General features: G+C 34.5%; 20 protein-coding genes and 2 pseudogenes. 6 read left to right on the plus strand and 16 right to left on the minus strand.

The genetic code is table 11. The features are described from left to right. Positions 1-774: 774 nt before the first annotated feature. On the plus strand, positions 775-1977 hold the full coding sequence (locus BM121_RS17350; protein WP_091485083.1) for an IS110 family RNA-guided transposase: 1203 nt from the start codon (positions 775-777) through the stop codon (positions 1975-1977). 151 nt (positions 1978-2128) lie between these two features. On the opposite strand, the gene BM121_RS17355 is transcribed toward BM121_RS17350, so the two are convergent. The 4 genes from BM121_RS17355 to BM121_RS22730 all read right to left on the minus strand — a co-directional run bounded on the left by BM121_RS17355 (position 2129) and on the right by BM121_RS22730 (position 4878). After that, positions 2129-2491, minus strand: coding sequence for a DUF3021 family protein (locus BM121_RS17355; protein WP_091485084.1), 363 nt, complete (start codon positions 2489-2491; stop codon positions 2129-2131). Positions 2492-2655: 164 nt separating this feature from the next. Further along, positions 2656-3618 (minus strand): proline dehydrogenase family protein, encoded by a 963-nt coding sequence (locus tag BM121_RS17360; protein WP_091485086.1) that lies wholly within the window; start codon positions 3616-3618, stop codon positions 2656-2658. A 227-nt stretch (positions 3619-3845) separates the two neighbouring features. Then, positions 3846-4130: a hypothetical protein gene (locus BM121_RS22725; RefSeq protein WP_425432256.1), complete on the minus strand. Its 285-nt coding sequence runs from the start codon at positions 4128-4130 to the stop codon at positions 3846-3848. A gap of 199 nt (positions 4131-4329) precedes the next feature. After that, positions 4330-4878 (minus strand): serine hydrolase domain-containing protein, encoded by a 549-nt coding sequence (locus tag BM121_RS22730; RefSeq protein WP_425432257.1) that lies wholly within the window; start codon positions 4876-4878, stop codon positions 4330-4332. Between the two features lie 177 nt (positions 4879-5055). On the opposite strand from BM121_RS22730, the gene BM121_RS22315 reads away from it, so the two are divergent. Continuing rightward, on the plus strand, positions 5056-5277 hold the full coding sequence (locus BM121_RS22315; RefSeq protein ID WP_139220282.1) for a YesL family protein: 222 nt from the start codon (positions 5056-5058) through the stop codon (positions 5275-5277). Between the two features lie 366 nt (positions 5278-5643). On the opposite strand, the pseudogene BM121_RS22185 reads toward BM121_RS22315, so the two are convergent. The 4 genes and pseudogenes from BM121_RS22185 to BM121_RS17385 form a co-directional block, all read right to left on the minus strand. Then, positions 5644-5874 (minus strand): annotated as a pseudogene (locus tag BM121_RS22185) (hypothetical protein); the annotation flags it as partial. Positions 5875-5903: 29 nt separating this feature from the next. Beyond that, positions 5904-6263: a hypothetical protein gene (locus BM121_RS17375; protein ID WP_091485089.1), complete on the minus strand. Its 360-nt coding sequence runs from the start codon at positions 6261-6263 to the stop codon at positions 5904-5906. Positions 6264-6335: 72 nt separating this feature from the next. Continuing rightward, positions 6336-6749, minus strand: coding sequence for a hypothetical protein (locus BM121_RS17380; RefSeq protein WP_091485091.1), 414 nt, complete (start codon positions 6747-6749; stop codon positions 6336-6338). Between the two features lie 548 nt (positions 6750-7297). After that, positions 7298-7870 carry a nitroreductase family protein gene (locus tag BM121_RS17385; protein ID WP_091485092.1) on the minus strand — a complete coding sequence of 191 codons (573 nt, stop codon included), beginning with the start codon at positions 7868-7870 and terminating at the stop codon, positions 7298-7300. Positions 7871-7986: 116 nt separating this feature from the next. Here BM121_RS17385 and BM121_RS22190 point away from each other — a divergent pair, with 116 nt between their 5' ends. The 3 genes from BM121_RS22190 (at position 7987) to BM121_RS17395 (ending at position 9710) form a co-directional block, all read left to right on the plus strand. Continuing rightward, positions 7987-8145 carry a hypothetical protein gene (locus tag BM121_RS22190; protein ID WP_175495486.1) on the plus strand — a complete coding sequence of 53 codons (159 nt, stop codon included), beginning with the start codon at positions 7987-7989 and terminating at the stop codon, positions 8143-8145. Positions 8146-8228: 83 nt separating this feature from the next. Then, positions 8229-9494 carry a helix-turn-helix domain-containing protein gene (locus BM121_RS17390; RefSeq protein WP_245780843.1) on the plus strand — a complete coding sequence of 422 codons (1266 nt, stop codon included), beginning with the start codon at positions 8229-8231 and terminating at the stop codon, positions 9492-9494. A gap of 60 nt (positions 9495-9554) precedes the next feature. Then, complete coding sequence (locus tag BM121_RS17395; RefSeq protein ID WP_091485095.1) at positions 9555-9710, plus strand: DUF1540 domain-containing protein; 156 nt, start codon at positions 9555-9557, stop codon at positions 9708-9710. A gap of 62 nt (positions 9711-9772) precedes the next feature. Here the strand turns inward: BM121_RS17395 and BM121_RS17400 are convergent, their stop codons facing one another. The 5 genes and pseudogenes from BM121_RS17400 to BM121_RS17420 form a co-directional block, all read right to left on the minus strand. Beyond that, a complete protein-coding gene (locus tag BM121_RS17400) occupies positions 9773-9910 on the minus strand; it encodes a YvrJ family protein (RefSeq protein WP_091485097.1) in 138 nt (45 codons plus the stop codon). A gap of 115 nt (positions 9911-10025) precedes the next feature. Then, entirely contained in the window at positions 10026-10238 is a 213-nt protein-coding gene (locus tag BM121_RS17405; protein WP_091485099.1) for a DUF2922 domain-containing protein, read from the minus strand. Positions 10239-10270: 32 nt separating this feature from the next. Continuing rightward, on the minus strand, positions 10271-10495 hold the full coding sequence (locus BM121_RS17410) for a DUF1659 domain-containing protein (RefSeq protein ID WP_091485100.1): 225 nt from the start codon (positions 10493-10495) through the stop codon (positions 10271-10273). 229 nt (positions 10496-10724) lie between these two features. Further along, on the minus strand, positions 10725-11798 hold the full coding sequence (locus BM121_RS17415) for a glycosyltransferase family 4 protein (RefSeq protein ID WP_091485102.1): 1074 nt from the start codon (positions 11796-11798) through the stop codon (positions 10725-10727). A 401-nt stretch (positions 11799-12199) separates the two neighbouring features. Next, positions 12200-12328: pseudogene (locus BM121_RS17420) on the minus strand (UDP-glucose 6-dehydrogenase); the annotation flags it as partial. Between the two features lie 228 nt (positions 12329-12556). Here BM121_RS17420 and BM121_RS17425 point away from each other — a divergent pair. Continuing rightward, positions 12557-13630, plus strand: a complete 1074-nt coding sequence (locus tag BM121_RS17425) for an LCP family protein (RefSeq protein ID WP_091485103.1) — start codon at positions 12557-12559, stop codon at positions 13628-13630. 56 nt (positions 13631-13686) lie between these two features. Here the strand turns inward: BM121_RS17425 and BM121_RS17430 are convergent, their stop codons facing one another. From BM121_RS17430 to BM121_RS17440, 3 genes are all read right to left on the minus strand, one after another. After that, complete coding sequence (locus tag BM121_RS17430) at positions 13687-16449, minus strand: CapA family protein (RefSeq protein WP_091485105.1); 2763 nt, start codon at positions 16447-16449, stop codon at positions 13687-13689. A 65-nt stretch (positions 16450-16514) separates the two neighbouring features. Then, a complete protein-coding gene (locus tag BM121_RS17435) occupies positions 16515-17957 on the minus strand; it encodes a sugar-transfer associated ATP-grasp domain-containing protein (RefSeq protein ID WP_175495488.1) in 1443 nt (480 codons plus the stop codon). Between the two features lie 211 nt (positions 17958-18168). Beyond that, the coding region (locus BM121_RS17440; protein ID WP_175495489.1) for a peptidoglycan-binding protein at positions 18169-19992 on the minus strand (1824 nt) is incomplete at its 5' end.

The following is a 19992-nucleotide window of genomic DNA, read 5'->3' on the forward strand; positions in this document are numbered from 1 at the left end:
TACACTGATTCCATTCACAGCTTTAATATTACCCTCGGAGAACAAAAGAAGATTATTTCAGCATCTTTACAATATATTGCACTGTTATTGAGGTCTAAATTTTCGTTGAAGAAAGTCACAACTTCAGAAATGTGAATTCTATCTGCTTCTTCCCCCTTAGCGTAACGCTTATTATATATTTGGGTGCGTAAAATTATTATTAGTGGAGGCTGTTATGCTGTTACCAATTTATTTATCAGACTATTTAAACCATTGTCACTCCAAAGGAATTAAACCATCTTCTTTAATAGGTCTTAACGAAGCTTCTGTATCATTCCCATAAGATCTGTCGTCTTTCCGTTATTAGCAAAGAGAACTGTTTTAGTCATTAACAATTTAATTAAAAGAGATACTTGCAAAAAAAGCTGATATTTTAGATGCTTAGTTACTAGTTTAAGTGTAGCTTTGAAATAAAGATTGATCAAAAATATCGTTCGAACCTATATTTTATGACAAATAAAAGAATCCATTTTGAAAAAAAGATTGATCAAAATGGATTTCTCTTTTGGAGATTTGAATTTAATTTTTATAAAAAAGGTGGATTATTTTCTACCTATTTTACTCAACAATCGCGCCCGTGGGATACTGATCCCGTCCGTAATACTGTCCACCCCCTCCTTGTAGAAACATGTTTGAGGCTGGTTGGGACACGATCCCGCATAACAAGCGAAGCTATGACACTACAAAGTGATGTAGGGGCGCACCGGCGAATCTATTAAAGGAGTTGTGATTCATATGGAGCCTGTTATTGGTCTGGATGTCGCAAAAGGCGAAAGCCAGGTCCAAGCTTTTTTACAAAGGAAACAGACTTATAAGCAAAGCTTTAAATTTGCTCACGATCTACAGGGGCTTCACGCATTTCATCGTTTTTATCAAGAGGTGGAACAGGTTTCGGGTCAGCCTCCGTCTATCATCTTTGAATCTACCGGACACTATCATGAGCCTGTGCTTCAATTTCTTGAAAATCATGGTATAACGTATTATTTAATCAATCCAGTGGTTTCCTTTGGGGCCAGAAAGACGAGCCTGCGTAAGGTGAAAACGGCCAAAATCGATGCGTTTCATTTAGGAGAGCTGTACTACAAAGAGGACCTTGAGGTTTATCAAAGGAAAACAGAGCAGGCCTTGAATCTGCGTCTCTTGACGAGACAGCACAGCGCGTTAACAGACAGCTATGTTGAAATCAAGCTTCAATTTCAGGCTGCTCTGGATCAGATTTTCCCAGAATATCATGGCGTTTTTAGTGATCTTTGTGGCAACCTCTCGTTAAACACCTTACTGCACTATCCAACGTCAACAGATATTCACAAGGTCTCTCAAGAGACGTTGGCCAATGAAATGCGTCAATTCGGAGCGAGACGTTCCCAAGCATGGTTTTTGGATAAAGCATCTCAATTAAAAGATGCGGCGGAACGCAATCCATTTCAATTTCCTGTTTGTCATGGGCATCTAGTCAGTTTGCGTATGTACATTCAAATGCTTTTTCAATACCAAGAGCACCTATCCAAGTTAAAAAAAGAGATAGATGCCCTGGCACAGACCTTTGAAGACTATGGATTGATCCAATCCATTCCTGGAATCGGAGATAAGATTGCAGCAACAATCATTTCCGAAATTGGGGACATCAATCAATTTCATTATGCCAAGCAATTGACTGCCTATGCAGGACTTGACCCAAGTGTTTTTGAGTCAGGCAAATTTAGAGCCTCGATCAACCGCATCACGAAAAGGGGATCATCAAGATTACGTCAGTCCCTTTATACGGCTGTGCAATGTGGTCTGGCAAAGGAACGGAACAAGAAGCTTATCACCTTTTATGATCGCAAACGAAACGAGGGCAAGCCACACAAAGTCGCTGTGATTGCTTGTGCCAATAAACTCGTTCATTGGATTCATGCCATGTTAAAGCGTCAGGAAGTCTTTGTAGATCAATCATAAAGTAATAGTTTTTTCCAATATTTTGAAACCTTCTTGTTTGGCATGAAGGCTATTTGGTATGCTCAATTTTAGTGTAACATGTTTTTTTGAACTTTTTTACCCTTAAGTGTTGACAGTTATTAGCTGGTATAATGGAATATCTCTTAAATGTTTACCATGAGAATATTTTAGCTAGTATTGACATCACAATCCATATAACTACACCAACTGAAACAAAAAGGAGGAAAATTTTAAATGCATCCAATATAGAGGAAATTGTAAACCAACCACTTAACAATAGAATCGGATAAACTGTTATTAACATGATTAAAAAATGAACACCACTTTGCTTAGTAAAACTCCAATGATCAATGTTATAAATAACAGTTGCTGCACCAACAAAAAAAGCTATTAGGCTGGCCACAAATGTTCCTTTAGCATCAAAATAGCTGCCTTGAAAATATAATAATAAAGCAATACCTCCCATAACAATAAGTGGTATGCCCCCTCTTAAAAGAGCTTGCGTAATCAACATTTTTGAAAACCTTCTTTATAAAAGTATTCTTAGGGATAATGGCCTGTTCGCAGTATAACTTTTAACCAACAAAACACCCCTTTAGACAATCATATCCAAAGGGGGAAAGCTTCGAAACTTTTTTATAAACGTCGCGACTTTATTATAAAACTACACCCGTTTGTTTAATAATGTACCGAAGTATCTTCAGCCCCGTGAATCATGTCTGTAATAGCAACATAAATGTTTGGTGGATATTCAGCTATTCTATGAGCGAGATATAAATACCACTCACTACCATATGTCAGATAAACACGAATAGGGAGTCCGGCATCTTTAAGTTGTTTACAAAGATCAGGACGAATGCCGTACAACATCTCTGCTTCTACATATGGTTTTTTTAAATAACCATGTTCGATAACATGCTTATTTATTGCTTCATCATGCGAAGCAATTGAAACTGTATGTTCCGATTCCACGCATAAATCCACTAATTCAAGATACCGTTCATTCAACTTTTCGGAACGAGGGATACAAATATCTGACGGTTCTTGAAAGGCTCCCTTTACAAGACGTATCGTACCGGAGTAGTCAAGTAACTCCTTAAGATCATCTAACGACCGATACAATTGAGCCTGAAGAGTAACCCCTATGTTTGTATATCGAGCCACAGCTCTTTTATAAACTGACAAGACTTGTTCTGTTTTATTTGATTCCTCGGCACTAATCATGAGCGACACGCCATTATCATGTGCCGCTTTTGCCATCTCTAATAAGTTTTGAAAGGCTAATTCAGAATCAATTGCTAAACCAATATGGGATAGATCAAAAGAGATACGAGTATTTAACCCCTGTGCTCCGCATTCTTGTATTAATCTCAAAAATTCATTTTTTGCTTGAACACACTCTTCCCTGCTGACCGTGTTTTCCCCGATAAATTCAAGAGAAATGCGGTACCCCTTATTTATAAGCTGATTACCGATCGCTAAACCATCTTCTTTTGATTCACCTGTTACAAATCGTTTAGCTGACCTTTGAAACAACGGATAAAGTTCAGGAGATTGCTGAATGTGTTCTTTTATCTCTAAATTCCTTGCAATGAATTTTAATGAGTCTGCGAATTGTTTTTCTTCTGAAGTAAAATTCATTTTTTACCCCCCTTTTCATTTTTAAATTTCTGCTTTATGCAACAAAATGGTCCGTTTACTGAATTGTAAGAATCAAACATATCAATATAAATATATCAAACATTATATAAAATAATCAATCTTTATTATAAATTATCAAACTTCATTCTAAAGCCACATTAAGGCGTTTTTTGTGTTGCCTAAGGTATCAATATAAACTAAAGAATTTCTATTTTTTATTACTTTTATTAAGATATAAGAGATTTATATATCTCTCCAATAATTCCTTTTAATTGATGAACACCTAATTCTGCATTCGTCATAATAACAGCACCTTTTTCTAAGTGAGGATACGCTACCATCATACATTGGAAACCTACTCCCCAACCCATAGATGTGATTTCTAGCGCTTTTTCAGAGCCTTCTAGAAACACACCTAATCCAGTCCAACTTTTACCTCTTCGAGAAGTTATCATTTCTTTTGCTAAACTTTCTGAAATGCCAATTTTACTTTCTCCTTTTAGAGCATTCATTAGCTCAAGAACTAATATAGCTAAATCTGAAGAAGTGGTCCATAATCCAGAAGCTGTTGGATAAGGGTATATAGGATATTTCCCATATACTAATTCACCATTTTTGTTATGACCACAGAGAATTCTTTTTTATCCTTTTCTAACATCGTTATATTTAAATGACTATTTTCCATTCCTAACGGCTTAAATATGAACTCCTTTAAACATGATAATACGGCCTGTTCGTCACATCTTCGATTAGTTGCTGGATAATACAATAGCCTGCATCTGAATAATGAAATTCACTCTCTGGCTCGCACTGTACTTCAATAGGAATCTTACAATAGGAAGTTTTCCCCTCTAACAACTCAACCATTGAAGGAATACCTATATTTGAATTCAGTTCCGAAAAACTACCTTCAGCGTCTTTGATTCCAGATTGGTGACAAAGCAAGTTTCTTAACGTAACTTTTTTATTCTTTGTAAATTCATTTTCAGGTACTTTCCAGGTTACAAGTCTTTTATTTACATTTTCATCTAAATCAAGAAGTCCTTCCCCAATTAGCTTTAAAACCATTATTCCAGTTAAGAATTTGCTGATGGAACACGCACTAAAAATCGAATTCTCAGTTACTTTTCTATCACTTTTCTCCTCTAGTATGCCATAATTTTCCGTATATTTGTTGCCGCTTTCAATCAACACAATACTTACTCCGTTTACATTATGATGTTTCATTCGTTCTTTAATGTTGACGTTTTTAATTTTCATATTTATCTCCTAGTTAACTTTATTATAAATATCATAAAACGAACATTTGTTCTTTTGTAAGTATTTTGAAAATCCCTCTTTTCTCTTGGGATAGTCCTGATTTTTTAGTTCAGGATTTATTGTTTTACATTACCGTTTCACCCCAAAGTAAAAGATCCTCAGTTATATATCAGGTTAATGGAATGTTTTAAATATGCCTTTATTATTGGAGCTTCTTATCCGATTCGAACAATCTATATGGCGTTTGTGACTTTTGTTGTCTACTATGTAACTGTTTCATTTTCAGTTCTCTTTTTATTTTTCTCTGGCAGTGTATTAAGTTTGCTGATTATGCGCTTTACTTATGTTGCTTTTGAGAAAGTGGAAGTGAGAAATAATAGGATGGCTGAGCCTGCTTAATTTTTAAACTTGTAACTCTCTAATTATAGTAAGTGAGCATACCTATTGAATAAAAGATATGCTTTTTGTTGTATCGGTTTATATACATCAAAATCTAAAGGAAGTTGCTAAAGATTTGTCATAAAAATGAATATAATTAACAAATCTAAGGGTAGTCGTTAAAGATTTGTCGTAAAAATGAATATAATTAACAAATCTAAGGGAAGTCGCTAAAGATTTGTCGTAAAAATGAATATAATTGACAAATCTAAGGGAATACACAATAGATTTGTCATATAAATGGATAATTCGGAGCTTGCGCAATGACTTTTAAACAAAACAAACAACAAATCCAGCAAATATGTGCTGTGATTTGTTGTTTATGAGTTAATTAATGACTGGAATGGAAATTTGAGTTGTATCTAAACCTTCCGACTTTACGGTTACAAAAATAGTTCCTTCTTCTGTTTTGGAACGAACAAATACAACCAATTTTCCGTGGTAAGCATTTCTGTGATGCGATTTATAGTTCTGTAGATCCTGTGAATTCCCATTTTCCATGCCGATAATTTCTCCCGGTCCATCAATCAATAGCTCGATTCGGTTATCTGCGTGATAAAATGATCTTCCTGTTCAAACTCTGCAACTTATAATTGAGTAACCACAATAAAAACTAATTCAAAAATCAAAGAGCATACTAACATCCATATTATTTCTATACGAATAAAAGAATTTATCACACTACGATGCTTTATATCAGCTAGATTTATAGCAACTTTTAAATTGATTGGCGCAAACAACAAAGAAAACAGAAACCCTCCAGAAAGAGAAATACAAAGATGAATAATTACCACATTAGAAGTTATTTCTGCTACTGCATTCACCATTATAAAAATAGGGATCCCAGCCCATATAAAGAAGGTTAATACCATTAAAACTAATGCCATTATGAGTAACATATAGTTTTTTTTAAGTACATTTGAATAGTTGTGGAAATACAAGCTCATATTATCCCCCCACACAGTTATTTAATGATTCTCCTTTTAATCAAAATCACCTCAAATGGGAACTTAAACAAATTATTTAAAACGAATTTCAATGGTTTCTGGTTCTTGCTCATCGCCATATAAAGTTACAATAGCATTATAATCATTTTTCCAATCGACTGATACATTCCCAGATTTAAGCGTTGCTCCATCGTTGCTAATCCTACTGTCTTCATGTTTTGACCCATACTTAATTCTTACTGATGATGGTCCAAATGAAAAGGCCTCTCCCTTTTCAACTACTTCGATTGTATTTACATTATTAGGAGAATTGCTTTCTACAAGCATACTTTCTTTCAAGAATACTTCATATGAAAACATCGCTACGTTGTAAATAATAAAGAGAATTGGAACTAAGATTATAATTGTGATCCAAGCAAAACAGCCTCGTTTCGCCTGTTGTTTAGTACGCTTAATTTCATCATCAAGCTCTCTTTCATCACTCATCTTTAGAAATCCCTTCTGTGGCAAAATTCATGAACACTTGATTGGATTAGTAATCTCTTCTTAAATCTTAACGACATAGAAACCAGCGATCATTATGAAAGCTATTAAAATTTTTCAACACCTAACACTAAAATCCCTGAAAGAATTAAGTTGCTCCCTAGTTGTTATTTGTTCACATTTAAACTTTAACATAAAATCCCAATAATTTTTAAGCTAAAAAAAGGTTCGCCAACACTCTTTTCTTCAATTTTATAAGCACCTATATGAATATCTTATATCTTTGTTACCATATCCTCATTTACTATTTCCCAAAAGCTCTACAAGCTAATTAGTCTTATTTCTTTCCTCTTCATATCTTTTTTCAAGGTATTGTTGTTCGCATTTTACTCTACTATACTCGATGTCTTTTCCTCTCTTTTTTTCTTTTCAATTACTTCCCATTTCCTTTTTTATACTTGTTTATCTAACTACAAAAAGCAGACCAAATCGTATTGGATTTGGTCTGCTTTTTATGGGTTATCACATTACTCCACCGAACTGGAATAAAATCAGGCTCTAAATTCACCTTCCATAACGGTTTCTGTTAGTGGACGACGATCGGAAGGTAATTCGCGTTCTTGCAATTTTTCTTCTAATTTTTCTTTCTCATCCTGGTAACCGATTGCTACCACTGCATGGATCTCGTATTGCTCTGGGATGTTTAATACTTCACGAGCTTTATCTCTATAGAATCCACCCATTGCGTGTGTTATTAGTCCTTTTTTCATTGCTTGTAAAGATAAGAAACCCCAAGCTGTACCTGTATCAAAAGCGTGTGATCCACCCGCTTCGGTGTCAGAGATCAATAGTGCAAATGCTGGTACCTTTGTACACCATGCCAGGTTTCCGTCCATAATAAAAGAATGGAATTTCTTGCGGTCTTCCTCTGTTCTCGCAATAATAAAGCGCCATGGCTGTTTGTTCATAGCAGATGGTGCCCAGCGTGATGCGTCAAAAACAGTCATCAATGTTTCTTCATCGACCTCTTTTTCTGCAAAAGAGCGAGGTGACCAGCGACTTAAGAACATATCATCAATAGGATATTCCGTTTTACGATAATCATTTATATTTATACTTTTCATCTGTAAATTCCCCCTTCTTCGATACATTATATGACAAATCGGAGAGTATCTCAAAAATCACGATTCTAGGCGAATGTCATAACTTATAATAAGCCATGATTAAAGGGGATAACACCATGAAAAAGTTTTTTTATTTTTGTTTTATCATGATTTTTGGTTTCGCTATGTTTGTTATCTGGTTACTATTTATTGTACCGATGATCGGCTTGAAAACCTTTATTATTTTAATTATCGTATTAATTTTAAGTTTTCTTTTTGAGTTATTTTGTAAATAAATTGTATAATTTTGAATTTTTTGTGTATTTTTTATGATTCTATAGTATTATATATATTGTACTAAAATTAAATAGAAAGTGATGTGAAAGAAGTGTATGATAAAGGAAAGCTAGTGTGTAAATACAGAAAGAAACTTAATTGGACACAAGGAGAATTAGCCAAAAAGGTTAATACTAGTACCTCCATGATTAGTAAAATTGAATCAGGAAAATATCATCCGCCGGAAAAATTAATGTCGAAGATCCTGAAAGTTCTCAATATTAAAGAACTTACCTACCCAGAATATCATCCACTCATTGCCCAATTAACCTCTTGGCAACAAAGCATTGTTCAAAGGAATTATGCTACGGCAAATAAACACTACAAAGAGCTCCAAAAATTTCCCATAAGCTATTTTTACAATCAATTAGCATTATATTCGTTGTGTAATTTCCAACAGGAACTTATTTACTTCCGCACAGATCAAGCATCGAAATTTTTAGAGGATGTCCAAAAATATGCCGATACTCTTTCCCCTGTGAATAACTATCCCTATATAAAAGCTATCGGTTTGTACTATTTGTTACTTGATCAATTAAAAGATGCTTTCACTTATTTCAATGTGGCAATCAAAATGAACCCTGACCTGTTTGAAAAAGATGGTGAGATCCACCTGTACTATGCTTTTGCCTATGATAAAATCGGACAAGCCTTAGATTCCACTACCCATGCCACCACAGCATTATCTATATTTCAGTCAAAATTGAACCAGCCCAATATTTTACTGTCTCGCATAGTTAAGATTAAGAATACCCTTCGTAGTCAAAATCAACCGATACAAGAAACTATCCAAGAGTTACACGACATTCTAGATAATTATACTAGCATACATACAAATTACATTTATTATTTATTAAGCATCGCTTACTTCCAAAATAATGATTTTGAACATGCGTTAAAGTATAATAAAAAAGCAATACGACATGAAAAAATATCCGCATTAAAAGTTAGATATATCTTTTTTATAGCTTATGTATATGCGCTACTAAAAGATGACGAGATGGCATTAACCGTCATTGAAGGCGGAATATCGATTAACAAAGACAAAAAATATGAGTATTTCTTTTACTTATTAAAGGGTATTATTCAAGGAACACATGGCACTGAAGCTTATCGCCAAAAAGTAGCTGAAGAAATTATTCCCTATTTTCAGTTGAAAGGAAATATGTTAGAAAAAAATTATTGTCATGCGATACTCGGCGATGTTTATTATCACATACAGTTTTATAAAGAAGCTGCTAATCAATATTATATTTATCCTGGTAATTCTTACATCTCCGAATTACTGACTAAGTATCCGCAAAAGTAAAAATTCCCAGACATTATTTTGTATGCTTGCATCAAAATATTTATATAGGAGGTGTGTGAGATGGCGAAAGATGTAAAATGTGAGGTAAATAACTGTAAGTTCTGGGCTGAAGGCAATAGATGTCACGCAGATACCATCTATGTTGTCAGCCATACCGGAAAAAGTGCTGCCAATGAGAGAGAAACAGATTGCCAAACATTCGAACCGACCGTCTAGCATCACATCCTTCTTTAATGACCTCAGCTAACTATGGGGGTTAGCTGAGGTTAAATTATGCACTAGCGCATTTTTGCTGGTAAAGAAACAATGGACTCAATTAATGTATTGAGCTTTGTTTCAATTCGGTGTAACAAATAAAATGTCACCGCAACCGGAAAACCGAGATCGGTAAATATTGATATCCATGTTTGCTCCATGTGATGCACTCCTCTCCTTTTAGTTGGACGGTTTCAGACTGCTTTCTCCTTCAAGACGTGCTTTATAGATAACCTAAATGAAAAGGAGAGCTGGTATGCTCTCCTTTTTGTTGCATTAGATTTCAATTTCATTAACATTTCGCTCGACGATGCGGGCACTTTTCTTTGCCACTAAATCACCGCCTGAAGAAAAGAAGGCGTTTTGGCTAAGGATAGCATCCATTGCTGTACTTACCGCTGCCGGATCAACAGGTTCCACCGGATTATCCAATGAGAAAGTTACTGTTTTTCCTTCTTCATTTTCGAATTTCAATTCGATTTTCTTCATCACTTCACCTCCCTGGTTCTTTTAATTTAGAATTAATCTTCTGTGATCAATTCTGTGTCATTACGTTTCACCGAATACAAGTCAAGTTGCTGTAATGGGACAAGTTCTTGAGTCACCGCTAGAAGCTGGTCTGCTGTCGCATCTAACTTCACGTTGTTAAAAGACTTTCGCTTATAAATCGGATCACCAGAGACTGGGTCTGTCCCTTCTTCGAATGTTAACTGCAGTCTGGAATCAATTCTTTCCGCCAATGCCATGTATGCCACCTCCCTTCACCTTTATAATCAATCGGTAAGGTCAGTAGGTGTCGTGGACAATAAGGAAAACAGTCTCCACTCTAGCATTACTATTCATAACTTTGATCCATATGGGATGACAGTGTTACTGGTGATAAAATGAGGATAATTAACAAATCTCAGCTTCTTAGAAGATTTGTTGTTTAAATTATAAAAAAAGCCAGTACTTTTCATTAAAGTACTGACTTTTCTACACTTTTTGGTTTCTGCCGGTTAATTTTCTGATACTACTTAATATTGGTTGTTGACCATTTTTAACGACTCCGGAGAGCTCAGCTATTAGCTGAATTCCGAGGATAATAAATCCTAAAATAATCAGGGACGTTAACATTGTTGCACTATTAAAGATAATCGCCATAACGCCGAAAAAACCGCTAAATGCATAAATAATTAGCACAGAAGTTTGATGGCTGTAGCCCATCTCAACTAACTGGTAATGGATATGCTTTCGATCAGCTGTACCTATGTTCTGTTTATTGATTACGCGCCTGACAATGGCAAAAAGCGTATCAAAAATAGGAACAGCTATAATAATAATCGGTATGATAAAACTAAAAAAGGCGACATTCTTAAAGAGACCGAGCATGGATATAACGGAAATCGCATATCCTAAAAACAAAGCACCCGTATCACCCATAAAAATCTTTGCCGGATAAAAGTTATGGTATAGAAAGCCAAGGCAACTGCCGACTAAAACCATCCCCAAGTAAACAACGATCATACGATAATCAGTGATCGCGATAATTAAGATGCTTGTTAAACCAATGGCTGATACACCTGCTGCAAGTCCATCCAAACCATCGATAAGATTAATGGCATTAGAGACACCAACAACCCATATAATTGTTAGAACTAAGCCAAATTCATCTAAATGAACCGTTCCTGCAAAAGGTATGGTCAATTTATCTATCACTAAGCCAGATGAAACAACTACAAACGCGGCAGCAAGTTGTCCGATTAATTTCTGGTATGCTTTTAATCCGACAATATCATCAATGATACCTGTGATAACAATAATAATACCACCAATGATAATCTCTAACATGTGTGGATGCTGCGGTTGTAAATAAAGCAACCCTGCAGCGACCCCCAGAACAATAGCAAGGCCACCTAATCGGGCTTTAATACCATCATGTTTTTTTCTATCACCTGGTCGGTCTACTGCATTAATTTTAATTGCTATTTTTTTGATAAGAGGAGTTGATCCGAAAGCTACGATAGCTGATATCAGAAATGCTACGATTAACTCCGTTATGTTAAACATATATACACCTACTTAATGATTTGAAGTCCTTTTACGAATTTTAACATATTTTCTTATATTATAGTACAAATGTCTTGCACCATTATAGCACGATTTCACTTCATGTATACTATAAATATACGATTTTAATGATAAATTCAAGACTGTTTCTTGCTAATTAATCTCTACTATACAGATCTCGTGTATACACTTTATCTTTCACAGCTTTTAATTCTTCTGTTAAACGGTTCGTCTGCTACTTCTCTAAATGCATCAAAATCTCTGATAATTTTTGAATTATAGAATGTTTCTTCATCAAGATTTGGTTCATATACTACAACTTCAATACCTTAGGATTTTTGGCTAAAATACTTGTTGCGATATGATCCTTACGATTATGGTTGGCATCTACAATGGCTAGAAGATTTTTGGTTATTAATGAGTTGGACTTTTTCTTCTACTATATCTAAAGCATATACTTCATTATGCTGTGCTAATAATACAGCATTTGATAACCCAACATAGCCTGTTCCTGCTACAGCTATTTTCATATAATTTCTTCCTCTCCTTCGACTATTAACATTGTTAATATCTTACCGTATATTTAGTATACAGCATATGATCTACTTATTTTATTTAAAATAGTGTAACTTTTGTTACAAAAAAACGTCTATTATATTAAATTGTAAAATATTTTCTAAAATCCAATTTACGCCAACATGTATTCATAGTAAACTATATAATTAGTGTGGTTCATTCTAGAAATCGGGGGAAATACAATGTCAAAAAAAGATGTTAATTCCAGAATTGAAGTGAAAGAAAAGAAAAAGAAGAGTCAACGTAGGAAGATTATATTCTTTATTTTCGTACCTTTAATTATATTAATTGGGGCCGTCTCTGCTTATGTCATCAACTTAGTCAATGAAGCAGAACAAGTCGTATCAAATTCTTATGAAAGTGATGGCCGTGACAAATCCGAACTACGTGCTCAAGAGGTAGATCCTACAGAGGATCACGTTTCCGTACTGTTTATCGGTGTAGATAGTAGTGAACACAGAGAGGAAAACGGTGAATCAGTTCTTTCAGATGCCTTAATCTTAGCTACGCTTAACAAGAATGATAATAGTGTGAAAATGTTAAGTATCCCACGTGATTCATATGTGTATGTACCTGAAGTCGGATATGAAGATAAAATTACACATGCACATGCATTTGGCGGCGTTCAAGCAACCATTGAAACAGTGGAAAGTTTCTTAGATATTCCTGTTGATTATTTTGTTAAACTTAATTTTAATGCATTCGTTGACGTAATTGACGCAATCGGCGGTGTTGAAATGGATGTTCCATTTGAATTTACCGAATCGAACTCAGATGATCAAAGTGATTCCATTCATCTTTATCCTGGTGAACAGAATCTAGATGGTGAAGATGCATTGGCTCTGGCAAGAACACGGAAAATTGATAATGACATAGAACGTGGTAAAAGACAACAAGAAATTATGAAAGCTGTTATTAGTAAAGCAACATCTGTTAATTCCGTATTTAAATTAGATGATGCTATTCAGGGTGTTGGTAACAACATGACAACAAACTTATCTTTCGATGAAATGAAAGCTTTCTTATCATATGGTACATCTGGTAGCATTGATATGGATACGCTGAACCTTGATGGAAGTGACATGCGGCTGAACAACACATACTATTACAGCCTTGATGAACAGCAACTAGCTGAGACGAAGCAGATTTTACAGACACATTTAGATGTTGCCGAAGATAATACGGTGACAGCAGAGTCAGAAGAAACGACAGAGGCACCAGAGACAGAGCAAACAACAGAAGCCCCCTTACAATAAACGAAACCGAACTTCTATCAAAGAAGTTCGGTTTTTTAAAAATTACTACGCTTGTTCTATTTTATCCATTGCTTCAACTTTTTCTTTGCTTTTCTTAAAAAAATTAGAGACTCGTTTGGAGAAGCGTCTATTACCGCTTTACTATATAAATTGATACCATCCGACGCATTTGGGTGAATGTGATCAACTAACCACTTTTTAGGATTTCTGGTTTTAAAGGTTTGACTAATTGTTTCATTTGGATCAATATACAGATGCTCATGTTTATCACAAAAACTTTTTAAAGCTTTACTATACTCTTGCAGCATCTTAAATCTTTCTTCTGTACTCAATTCAGATGTAGGATCGTATTGATCTGTTGTCCACGGTGCTATGAAAATAAATTTCGCGTTCTTCTTTTTAGCCTTTATTTTTTTAATTATTTTTTGAAGATTATCAATATATTCATTTGATGTCATCGCACATTTTTGTGGATCACGATACCTTACATCATTAGTTCCCACAGCAATTATATAAAGATTTGCTCTTATATCTGCTATCTTTTGAGAATTCTTAACAAAATAAGGAGTGGCTTGCCCTCGAGCAAATTTCTTCACCTTGATACCTTCAAAGTTTTCCATTAATGGTTCATACCAACTGTATCCGCCGTTTTTTGTACCTTCCGTTATGGAATCACCGATAAAACATACACTTTTTGAATTCTGGATCAAATAAATAATCTTTTTTGCTCGCATCTTTGGATCTAATGAAAGAGGTTTAACGCAATTTCGAACATATCCTTTTGTATTACCATCTGCACGTTTGGCAAATAAATAATACTTTTCTTGTATTTGATCGATAGTCAGCTCTTCTCCAAGCATCGTTTTAGTTATCAGTTGATGAGTTGTCTTTACTCTCTCATAGTCATACGTACTGAGTGTTGAGCGAATTTGTTTATTATGAATGACCTCATAGATTGGTAAAGCTCTATAGTTTCTATCGACATAGGAATGTGCCCATAAAGGTACACAGGAAACAGCAAACGGTTTTCCATTCTCAGGATTCAAATAAATTTCACTTAGAGCTGAAGCATCACCATCTTTTTTGGTATATGAGTTCACAAAATCACCTGGGCAATGCAAGATTAACACATCACTATTATCTTCCGGATGTTTTCTCCATTCATACGGTTGGACAGCATGAGCATGATCACTTAGAATAATATTGGCACCGGCGTCTACAAAGATATCACACCATGTCCTCTGAAATTTATCAGGCTTATGTGTAAACTGCTTGCCCATATGAGGAAGTACCACTATACAATCTGGTTTGGCATTTTTAACTCTCTCGAAATCCTGTTTGACACTTTGTTTTACTTCTTCAAAATGAGGGTCAGTTGGCGAAACTAATAGGGATGTCAGATGATCGTTTTCTTCTTTTAGAAAGAATTCATTTTTATATCTGTTACTTCGTTTTGTATAAGTTAAAATTGCCACTTTTAATCCTTTGATATCATAAATAGGTAATGTATCTTTTTCCTCTTGATTTCGGTATGAGCCTTTATGCATTATCCCTGCATCATCCAAAACATCCAATGTTCTCATTGCTCCTTTTTTACCATTATCCAATAGATGATTTTGAGCTGTTGTCAAAAAATCAAATCCAGCTCGTTTCATAGCATGGGCAAAACTGTCAGGAAAGTTTAAATGTAACGGCATCTTGTCTTCATATATATCTGTACTATATTCTCGGGTATCACCAGCAAATGTTCCTTCAAGTACCCCCATTGAAAAATCTGACGAAGCTAAATATTTCTTTACATACTCAAACATATCATCAAATACATACTCTTTTTTTTCAAAATCCCAAGCATTGAAGACCTGATCACGTAGCAAAAGTAAATCTCCTACAAAAGAAATAGATACAGCATCTTTTATTTTTTGCTGCTCATCGTTAGTAATAGATGGATAAATAATCGAACTCGGTTTGGTACTGGTTTTACTTTTGTTTTCAGCTTTTTGTACTGCCTTCTTTTTATATTGCTTCACTAACTTCATGACTTCCCCAGATTCCGCACGATTAGAATCTAATAAAACATCTAAATTCTCTTTTGCATGTTCTAATTGGCGTTTTTCGAGGCGAATACCCGCTCTCATCATATGCCAATTTAATATTTCCTCTTGATTTAGTTTAAATTCTATCGGCTGATTGGCAAAGAAGTCCCGAGCAGTTTTTTTCAATTCATCCGATAACAACAGTGCTCTTGCAGTGTAATGACCAGCATACTTGATATGAAAATATTCAGCATTTGGATAGAGGTCTTTTACAAAATAGTTGATATAATAGGAATCTATCTCATTATCATCGTCATAGAATATACTTATTCTACCTGTTGTCTGCGGAACTTGGTCTAATTCATTGTGTTTAAAGCCATTGTTTTTATATCTGCTTCCCATTAGTTTATCAATTACTGGATGTGCAGGTATTCTGGGACTCATGGATAATATATTCGCATTGATGAAACTACCGTAGTAAATGGCACAATATGCACCTAGACTAGAGCCATATGTATAAACCTCTTTGCCCGCTATAATTTCTTTAACATGCTGATAAAAAGTATGGTGATCCAGTAATTGATATTGCGTTCTCCTTCTTTGAGACACATAAATGTAATCATACCCCAATTCCAACACTAACTTTTGACCAAATCCTACCTCTTCCATGTTAGAGTCGATTTCGCCGAATGCTATTACACATTTATTACTTGGTTTTTCTTCATTATAATAGTATGTGATTTTATAGTTTTTACTTGAAGATAATATTTTCTTCTTATGGTCCATAATAACACCTAACCATCTATATTTGATAAAAGTCCAGAGTTTAAAACTCTAGACTTTATACTTTTTTATTTTTTTATTTTTCCGAATAGTCGAACCGGTTTTGATAACTTCCAGGAGGTACTATTTAACAGTTTATTCAATTCTTTTTTATGCTTTTTTAATTCATTTTCTGTTGAAATGAGCTTTGTTTCAATCTTGCTATTATTTATCGTTAAATTTCTATTCTCCTCTTTCAACTGAAGAATCTCTTCTTGTTTCTTTTTGTTATCTGCTTTCAATTTTTTGTGATCACGTTTTAATTTGGTGATTTCAGGAGTTGTACTTGCTTTTGATTGTTTATCTAGCTTTTCGTCTCGTACTTGTTCGATAATTTCTTCAGTTAGATCACCGAATAACGAACGCTGACTAGCTAATTGGTACAGCCATGTTGCACCACGAAAGTTTAATTCTATAAATACAGGTAATCCATCTTCTCCTACTGCAATATCCCAAGATATAAAATCATGATGCAGAATTTGTTTGTGTAAACCTATAACATATTCCTTGAATTTATCAAAATTAGGGATTTGTGCATGTTCAGCAAAAGCATAATTAGTTGTTGGATGATGTGTATAAACATTGGTATGTTCATCAACAGCATAGTCCATGAATTTGCCATCATCAGTTATTCCAACACATACTCCGCCAGTTCCCGCATTATCCCTCACTGCATTATTTGCTCCAAAACGAGCAAATGATAATAAATATCTTACTTCATTTTTCCATCTTAATGTTACCATACGCAAGGTATTAACAGAGGAAGGATGAGGATCTCCCATAACTGGATGCTGTTTAATGACATCTTGCACCACAAAGTCCAAACCATATAGATCTTCTAACTCTTCCATCGAAACCTTTTTATCCTTAAGTGTAATCATTTCGTTTTCATAGTTTAACTTTGCTATACCTTTTCCATTATCTGTTCTACTAGGTTTAATAATATAGTCTTGTTTTTTACTCAATAGTTCATTGAGTGCTTGATCTTTTGTCAAACTTTCATTATTCGAATTAAAGTAAGTACCTCTTACTCTTTTTAGAATAATTTTCACTGCTCTTTCCGTTTTGATTAAACTATCATAGATATTTTTATCACTATAGCCTGCTCTAATATCCATGTCATTGAAATATGGAATTAACTCTTTCCACATAACAGGACCTGGAACTACTCGGCTATTCTCGTTCCCTGTCAGGTTTTTGAAAGCTAAATTTAAAACCGGATCGATTTCCTCATTATAATGAAGTTTCCAATAGTCCCTAACACTATTTACATAATCTATATCAAGGTTGTCTAATAACCCTGATTTATAATATCTCTTAAAGGGTTTAGATTTTATTTTCATTCCTAGCTCTTGATACTTTTTTAAATTAGTTTTATTAGCGTTTGATGTATCAACAGTTCGATTCATGCTTATCTCCTTTTTTATCCTAATATAATTTTTTATTTTACCTGTAAATTCATTTTTATACAATAATTAAAATAATCTTTTCATACAATTTACTAATTTGAAGACTTCTATGTAAACGAAAAATTTCTCTCTGCAGGATAGTTATAAAATATATGATTATTCATTATTGATATAATATTCCCTTTCATTTACTAATCAAACTTTACTTAACATGAACATACTAAAAAAATAAAGTTCACACTGACGTACGTGAGAACTTTAAACTATCGTTTACTTATTTTCTTTTTAAGTTAAAGGAATCTGCTATTGCTTCAGCTGTAATCACACCTAACCACTCTCTATATGATTTTTTCCTTAATAACTTATTATCCTCTTTATTATCAATAAACAAAAATTCTAGCAAAATAGCGGGCATGATAGATTTTCTAAGTACTGAGAAGTCAGCCCTTTTGGCTCCTCGATTATTCACATCCAGCATATTGACAAGATATTGATGTATATTTTGTTGATGTCTCATCGCCGCAGAAGAAACTTTGCCATTATAAATAAAAGATTCGAAGCCACTTGCTTGACCATTATGAGAATTATTGTGAAAACTTACAAAGTAATCTGCTTTCCAGTCATTAGCCATATTAGTCCTTTCCTCCAGAGCTCGATCTACATCTTTGCTTCTTGATAGTTTAACTTCAATATCTTTATAATTTTTTTCTAATTGAGTCGCTGCACTCAAAGCAATATCTAAGACTAGATCTTTCTCCTGTAAACCATAGCCTGAAGCACCTGGTTGATAACCACCATGACCTGGATCAATGAATATTTTAGTAACTCGATTATCGTATTCATAAGTCAGAAGGTCGATCGTTCTCTCATCTAAAATACCTGAATTCGGTAAATGGTGATCTGATTGAAATTTCTTAATTTGCCTTTCAGAAAAAGAACCAAACGTTTCATTAACATTGATATAACCATATCCGATACTATTAAGCATCTCTTTAAATCGTTTCATATCTCTATGACTTTTCCCTGACTGATAGGGACTGTTATATATTTCATTAATCAAAGACTCTGTCACCGGATCAACAATGCCATTTACTTTTAAATCATAATAGTTTTGGAAATCGCTCACTCGCTTGGCGGTATATGAACCATATACTTTATTAATATTCATTCCACCAAAACCTAAACGTTTGAGCTTTTCTTTTAAAGATTTAACTGAACCATGAGACTTCCCGTATTGATATGAAGTATCCACAATCTTATTTAGGAGCTCTACTGTTTGTGGATCAGCTACACCAGTAGCACGTAATCCGTAGTAAGCTTGGAACTGGCTCATTCTAGTTGTAGTAAAACCTCCATAGATTTCATTGATGTTCATATTACCAAAACCTAATTTTGTTAGATCCTTTTTTAGGGAAATCACATCTGAATCGTTTTTTCCTTTGTAAAGTGACTTCTTCAATAAGTCATCGATTTTTGCCAAGGTTTCCTGACCTACTTGACCTGTTACCGATAGTCCATAGTTAGATTGAAATTGACGAACTCTTGTCTTAGTAAAATTACCATACACCTCGTTGATGTTCATGTTACCAAAGCCTAAGGTAGTAAGGTTCCGCTTTAATTCCACCACGCCTGGATGTTCATTCCCTACTCGGAATACGGTATCCACCATTTCGTACAGCTTGTCCCATGTCGGTCCATCTGCTATTCCATGATCTTTCAAACCATGATCACGTTGGAATTGGCCTACTCTTGTTTCCGTGAACGATCCATAGATCTGATTGATGTTCATGTTTCCATAACCAAGCCACGTTAATAGCTTTTTCAATTCGATCGTATCTTCATGGGTTTCGCCTTCTTGGAAGGGACTAGAGGCAATCTGATTAGCTAGCTTCACCGTTTGTGGATCAGCTACACCAGTAGCACGTAATCCATAATAGTTCTGGAATTGACGCACACGCGTTTCGGTCCAATTACCGTAAATTTCATTGATGTTCATTCCACCAAAGCCCAATTTTGTTATGCCCTCTTTTAAGGAAATCACATTTGAATCAGTTTTCCCTTGGTAAAATGATACTCTCAATAATTCGTCTATCTTTTC

It is taken from the genome of Gracilibacillus orientalis (genome assembly GCF_900114645.1).
Classification (GTDB): domain Bacteria; phylum Bacillota; class Bacilli; order Bacillales; family Amphibacillaceae; genus Gracilibacillus; species Gracilibacillus orientalis.

Excerpts from the sequence above, each read along its gene's own strand:
- BM121_RS17350 (WP_091485083.1), top strand. The coding sequence starts at position 775 with ATGGAGCCTGTTATTGGTCTGGATGTCGCAAAAGGCGAAAGCCAGGTC.
- BM121_RS17355 (WP_091485084.1), bottom strand. The coding sequence starts at position 2,491 with ATGTTGATTACGCAAGCTCTTTTAAGAGGGGGCATACCACTTATTGTT.
- BM121_RS17360 (WP_091485086.1), bottom strand. The coding sequence starts at position 3,618 with ATGAATTTTACTTCAGAAGAAAAACAATTCGCAGACTCATTAAAATTC.
- BM121_RS22725 (WP_425432256.1), bottom strand. The coding sequence starts at position 4,130 with ATGAATGCTCTAAAAGGAGAAAGTAAAATTGGCATTTCAGAAAGTTTA.
- BM121_RS22730 (WP_425432257.1), bottom strand. The coding sequence starts at position 4,878 with ATGAAAATTAAAAACGTCAACATTAAAGAACGAATGAAACATCATAAT.
- BM121_RS22315 (WP_139220282.1), top strand. The coding sequence starts at position 5,056 with ATGGAATGTTTTAAATATGCCTTTATTATTGGAGCTTCTTATCCGATT.
- BM121_RS17375 (WP_091485089.1), bottom strand. The coding sequence starts at position 6,263 with ATGAGCTTGTATTTCCACAACTATTCAAATGTACTTAAAAAAAACTAT.
- BM121_RS17380 (WP_091485091.1), bottom strand. The coding sequence starts at position 6,749 with ATGAGTGATGAAAGAGAGCTTGATGATGAAATTAAGCGTACTAAACAA.
- BM121_RS17385 (WP_091485092.1), bottom strand. The coding sequence starts at position 7,870 with ATGAAAAGTATAAATATAAATGATTATCGTAAAACGGAATATCCTATT.
- BM121_RS22190 (WP_175495486.1), top strand. The coding sequence starts at position 7,987 with ATGAAAAAGTTTTTTTATTTTTGTTTTATCATGATTTTTGGTTTCGCT.
- BM121_RS17395 (WP_091485095.1), top strand. The coding sequence starts at position 9,555 with ATGGCGAAAGATGTAAAATGTGAGGTAAATAACTGTAAGTTCTGGGCT.
- BM121_RS17400 (WP_091485097.1), bottom strand. The coding sequence starts at position 9,910 with ATGGAGCAAACATGGATATCAATATTTACCGATCTCGGTTTTCCGGTT.
- BM121_RS17405 (WP_091485099.1), bottom strand. The coding sequence starts at position 10,238 with ATGAAGAAAATCGAATTGAAATTCGAAAATGAAGAAGGAAAAACAGTA.
- BM121_RS17410 (WP_091485100.1), bottom strand. The coding sequence starts at position 10,495 with ATGGCATTGGCGGAAAGAATTGATTCCAGACTGCAGTTAACATTCGAA.
- BM121_RS17415 (WP_091485102.1), bottom strand. The coding sequence starts at position 11,798 with ATGTTTAACATAACGGAGTTAATCGTAGCATTTCTGATATCAGCTATC.
- BM121_RS17425 (WP_091485103.1), top strand. The coding sequence starts at position 12,557 with ATGTCAAAAAAAGATGTTAATTCCAGAATTGAAGTGAAAGAAAAGAAA.
- BM121_RS17430 (WP_091485105.1), bottom strand. The coding sequence starts at position 16,449 with ATGGACCATAAGAAGAAAATATTATCTTCAAGTAAAAACTATAAAATC.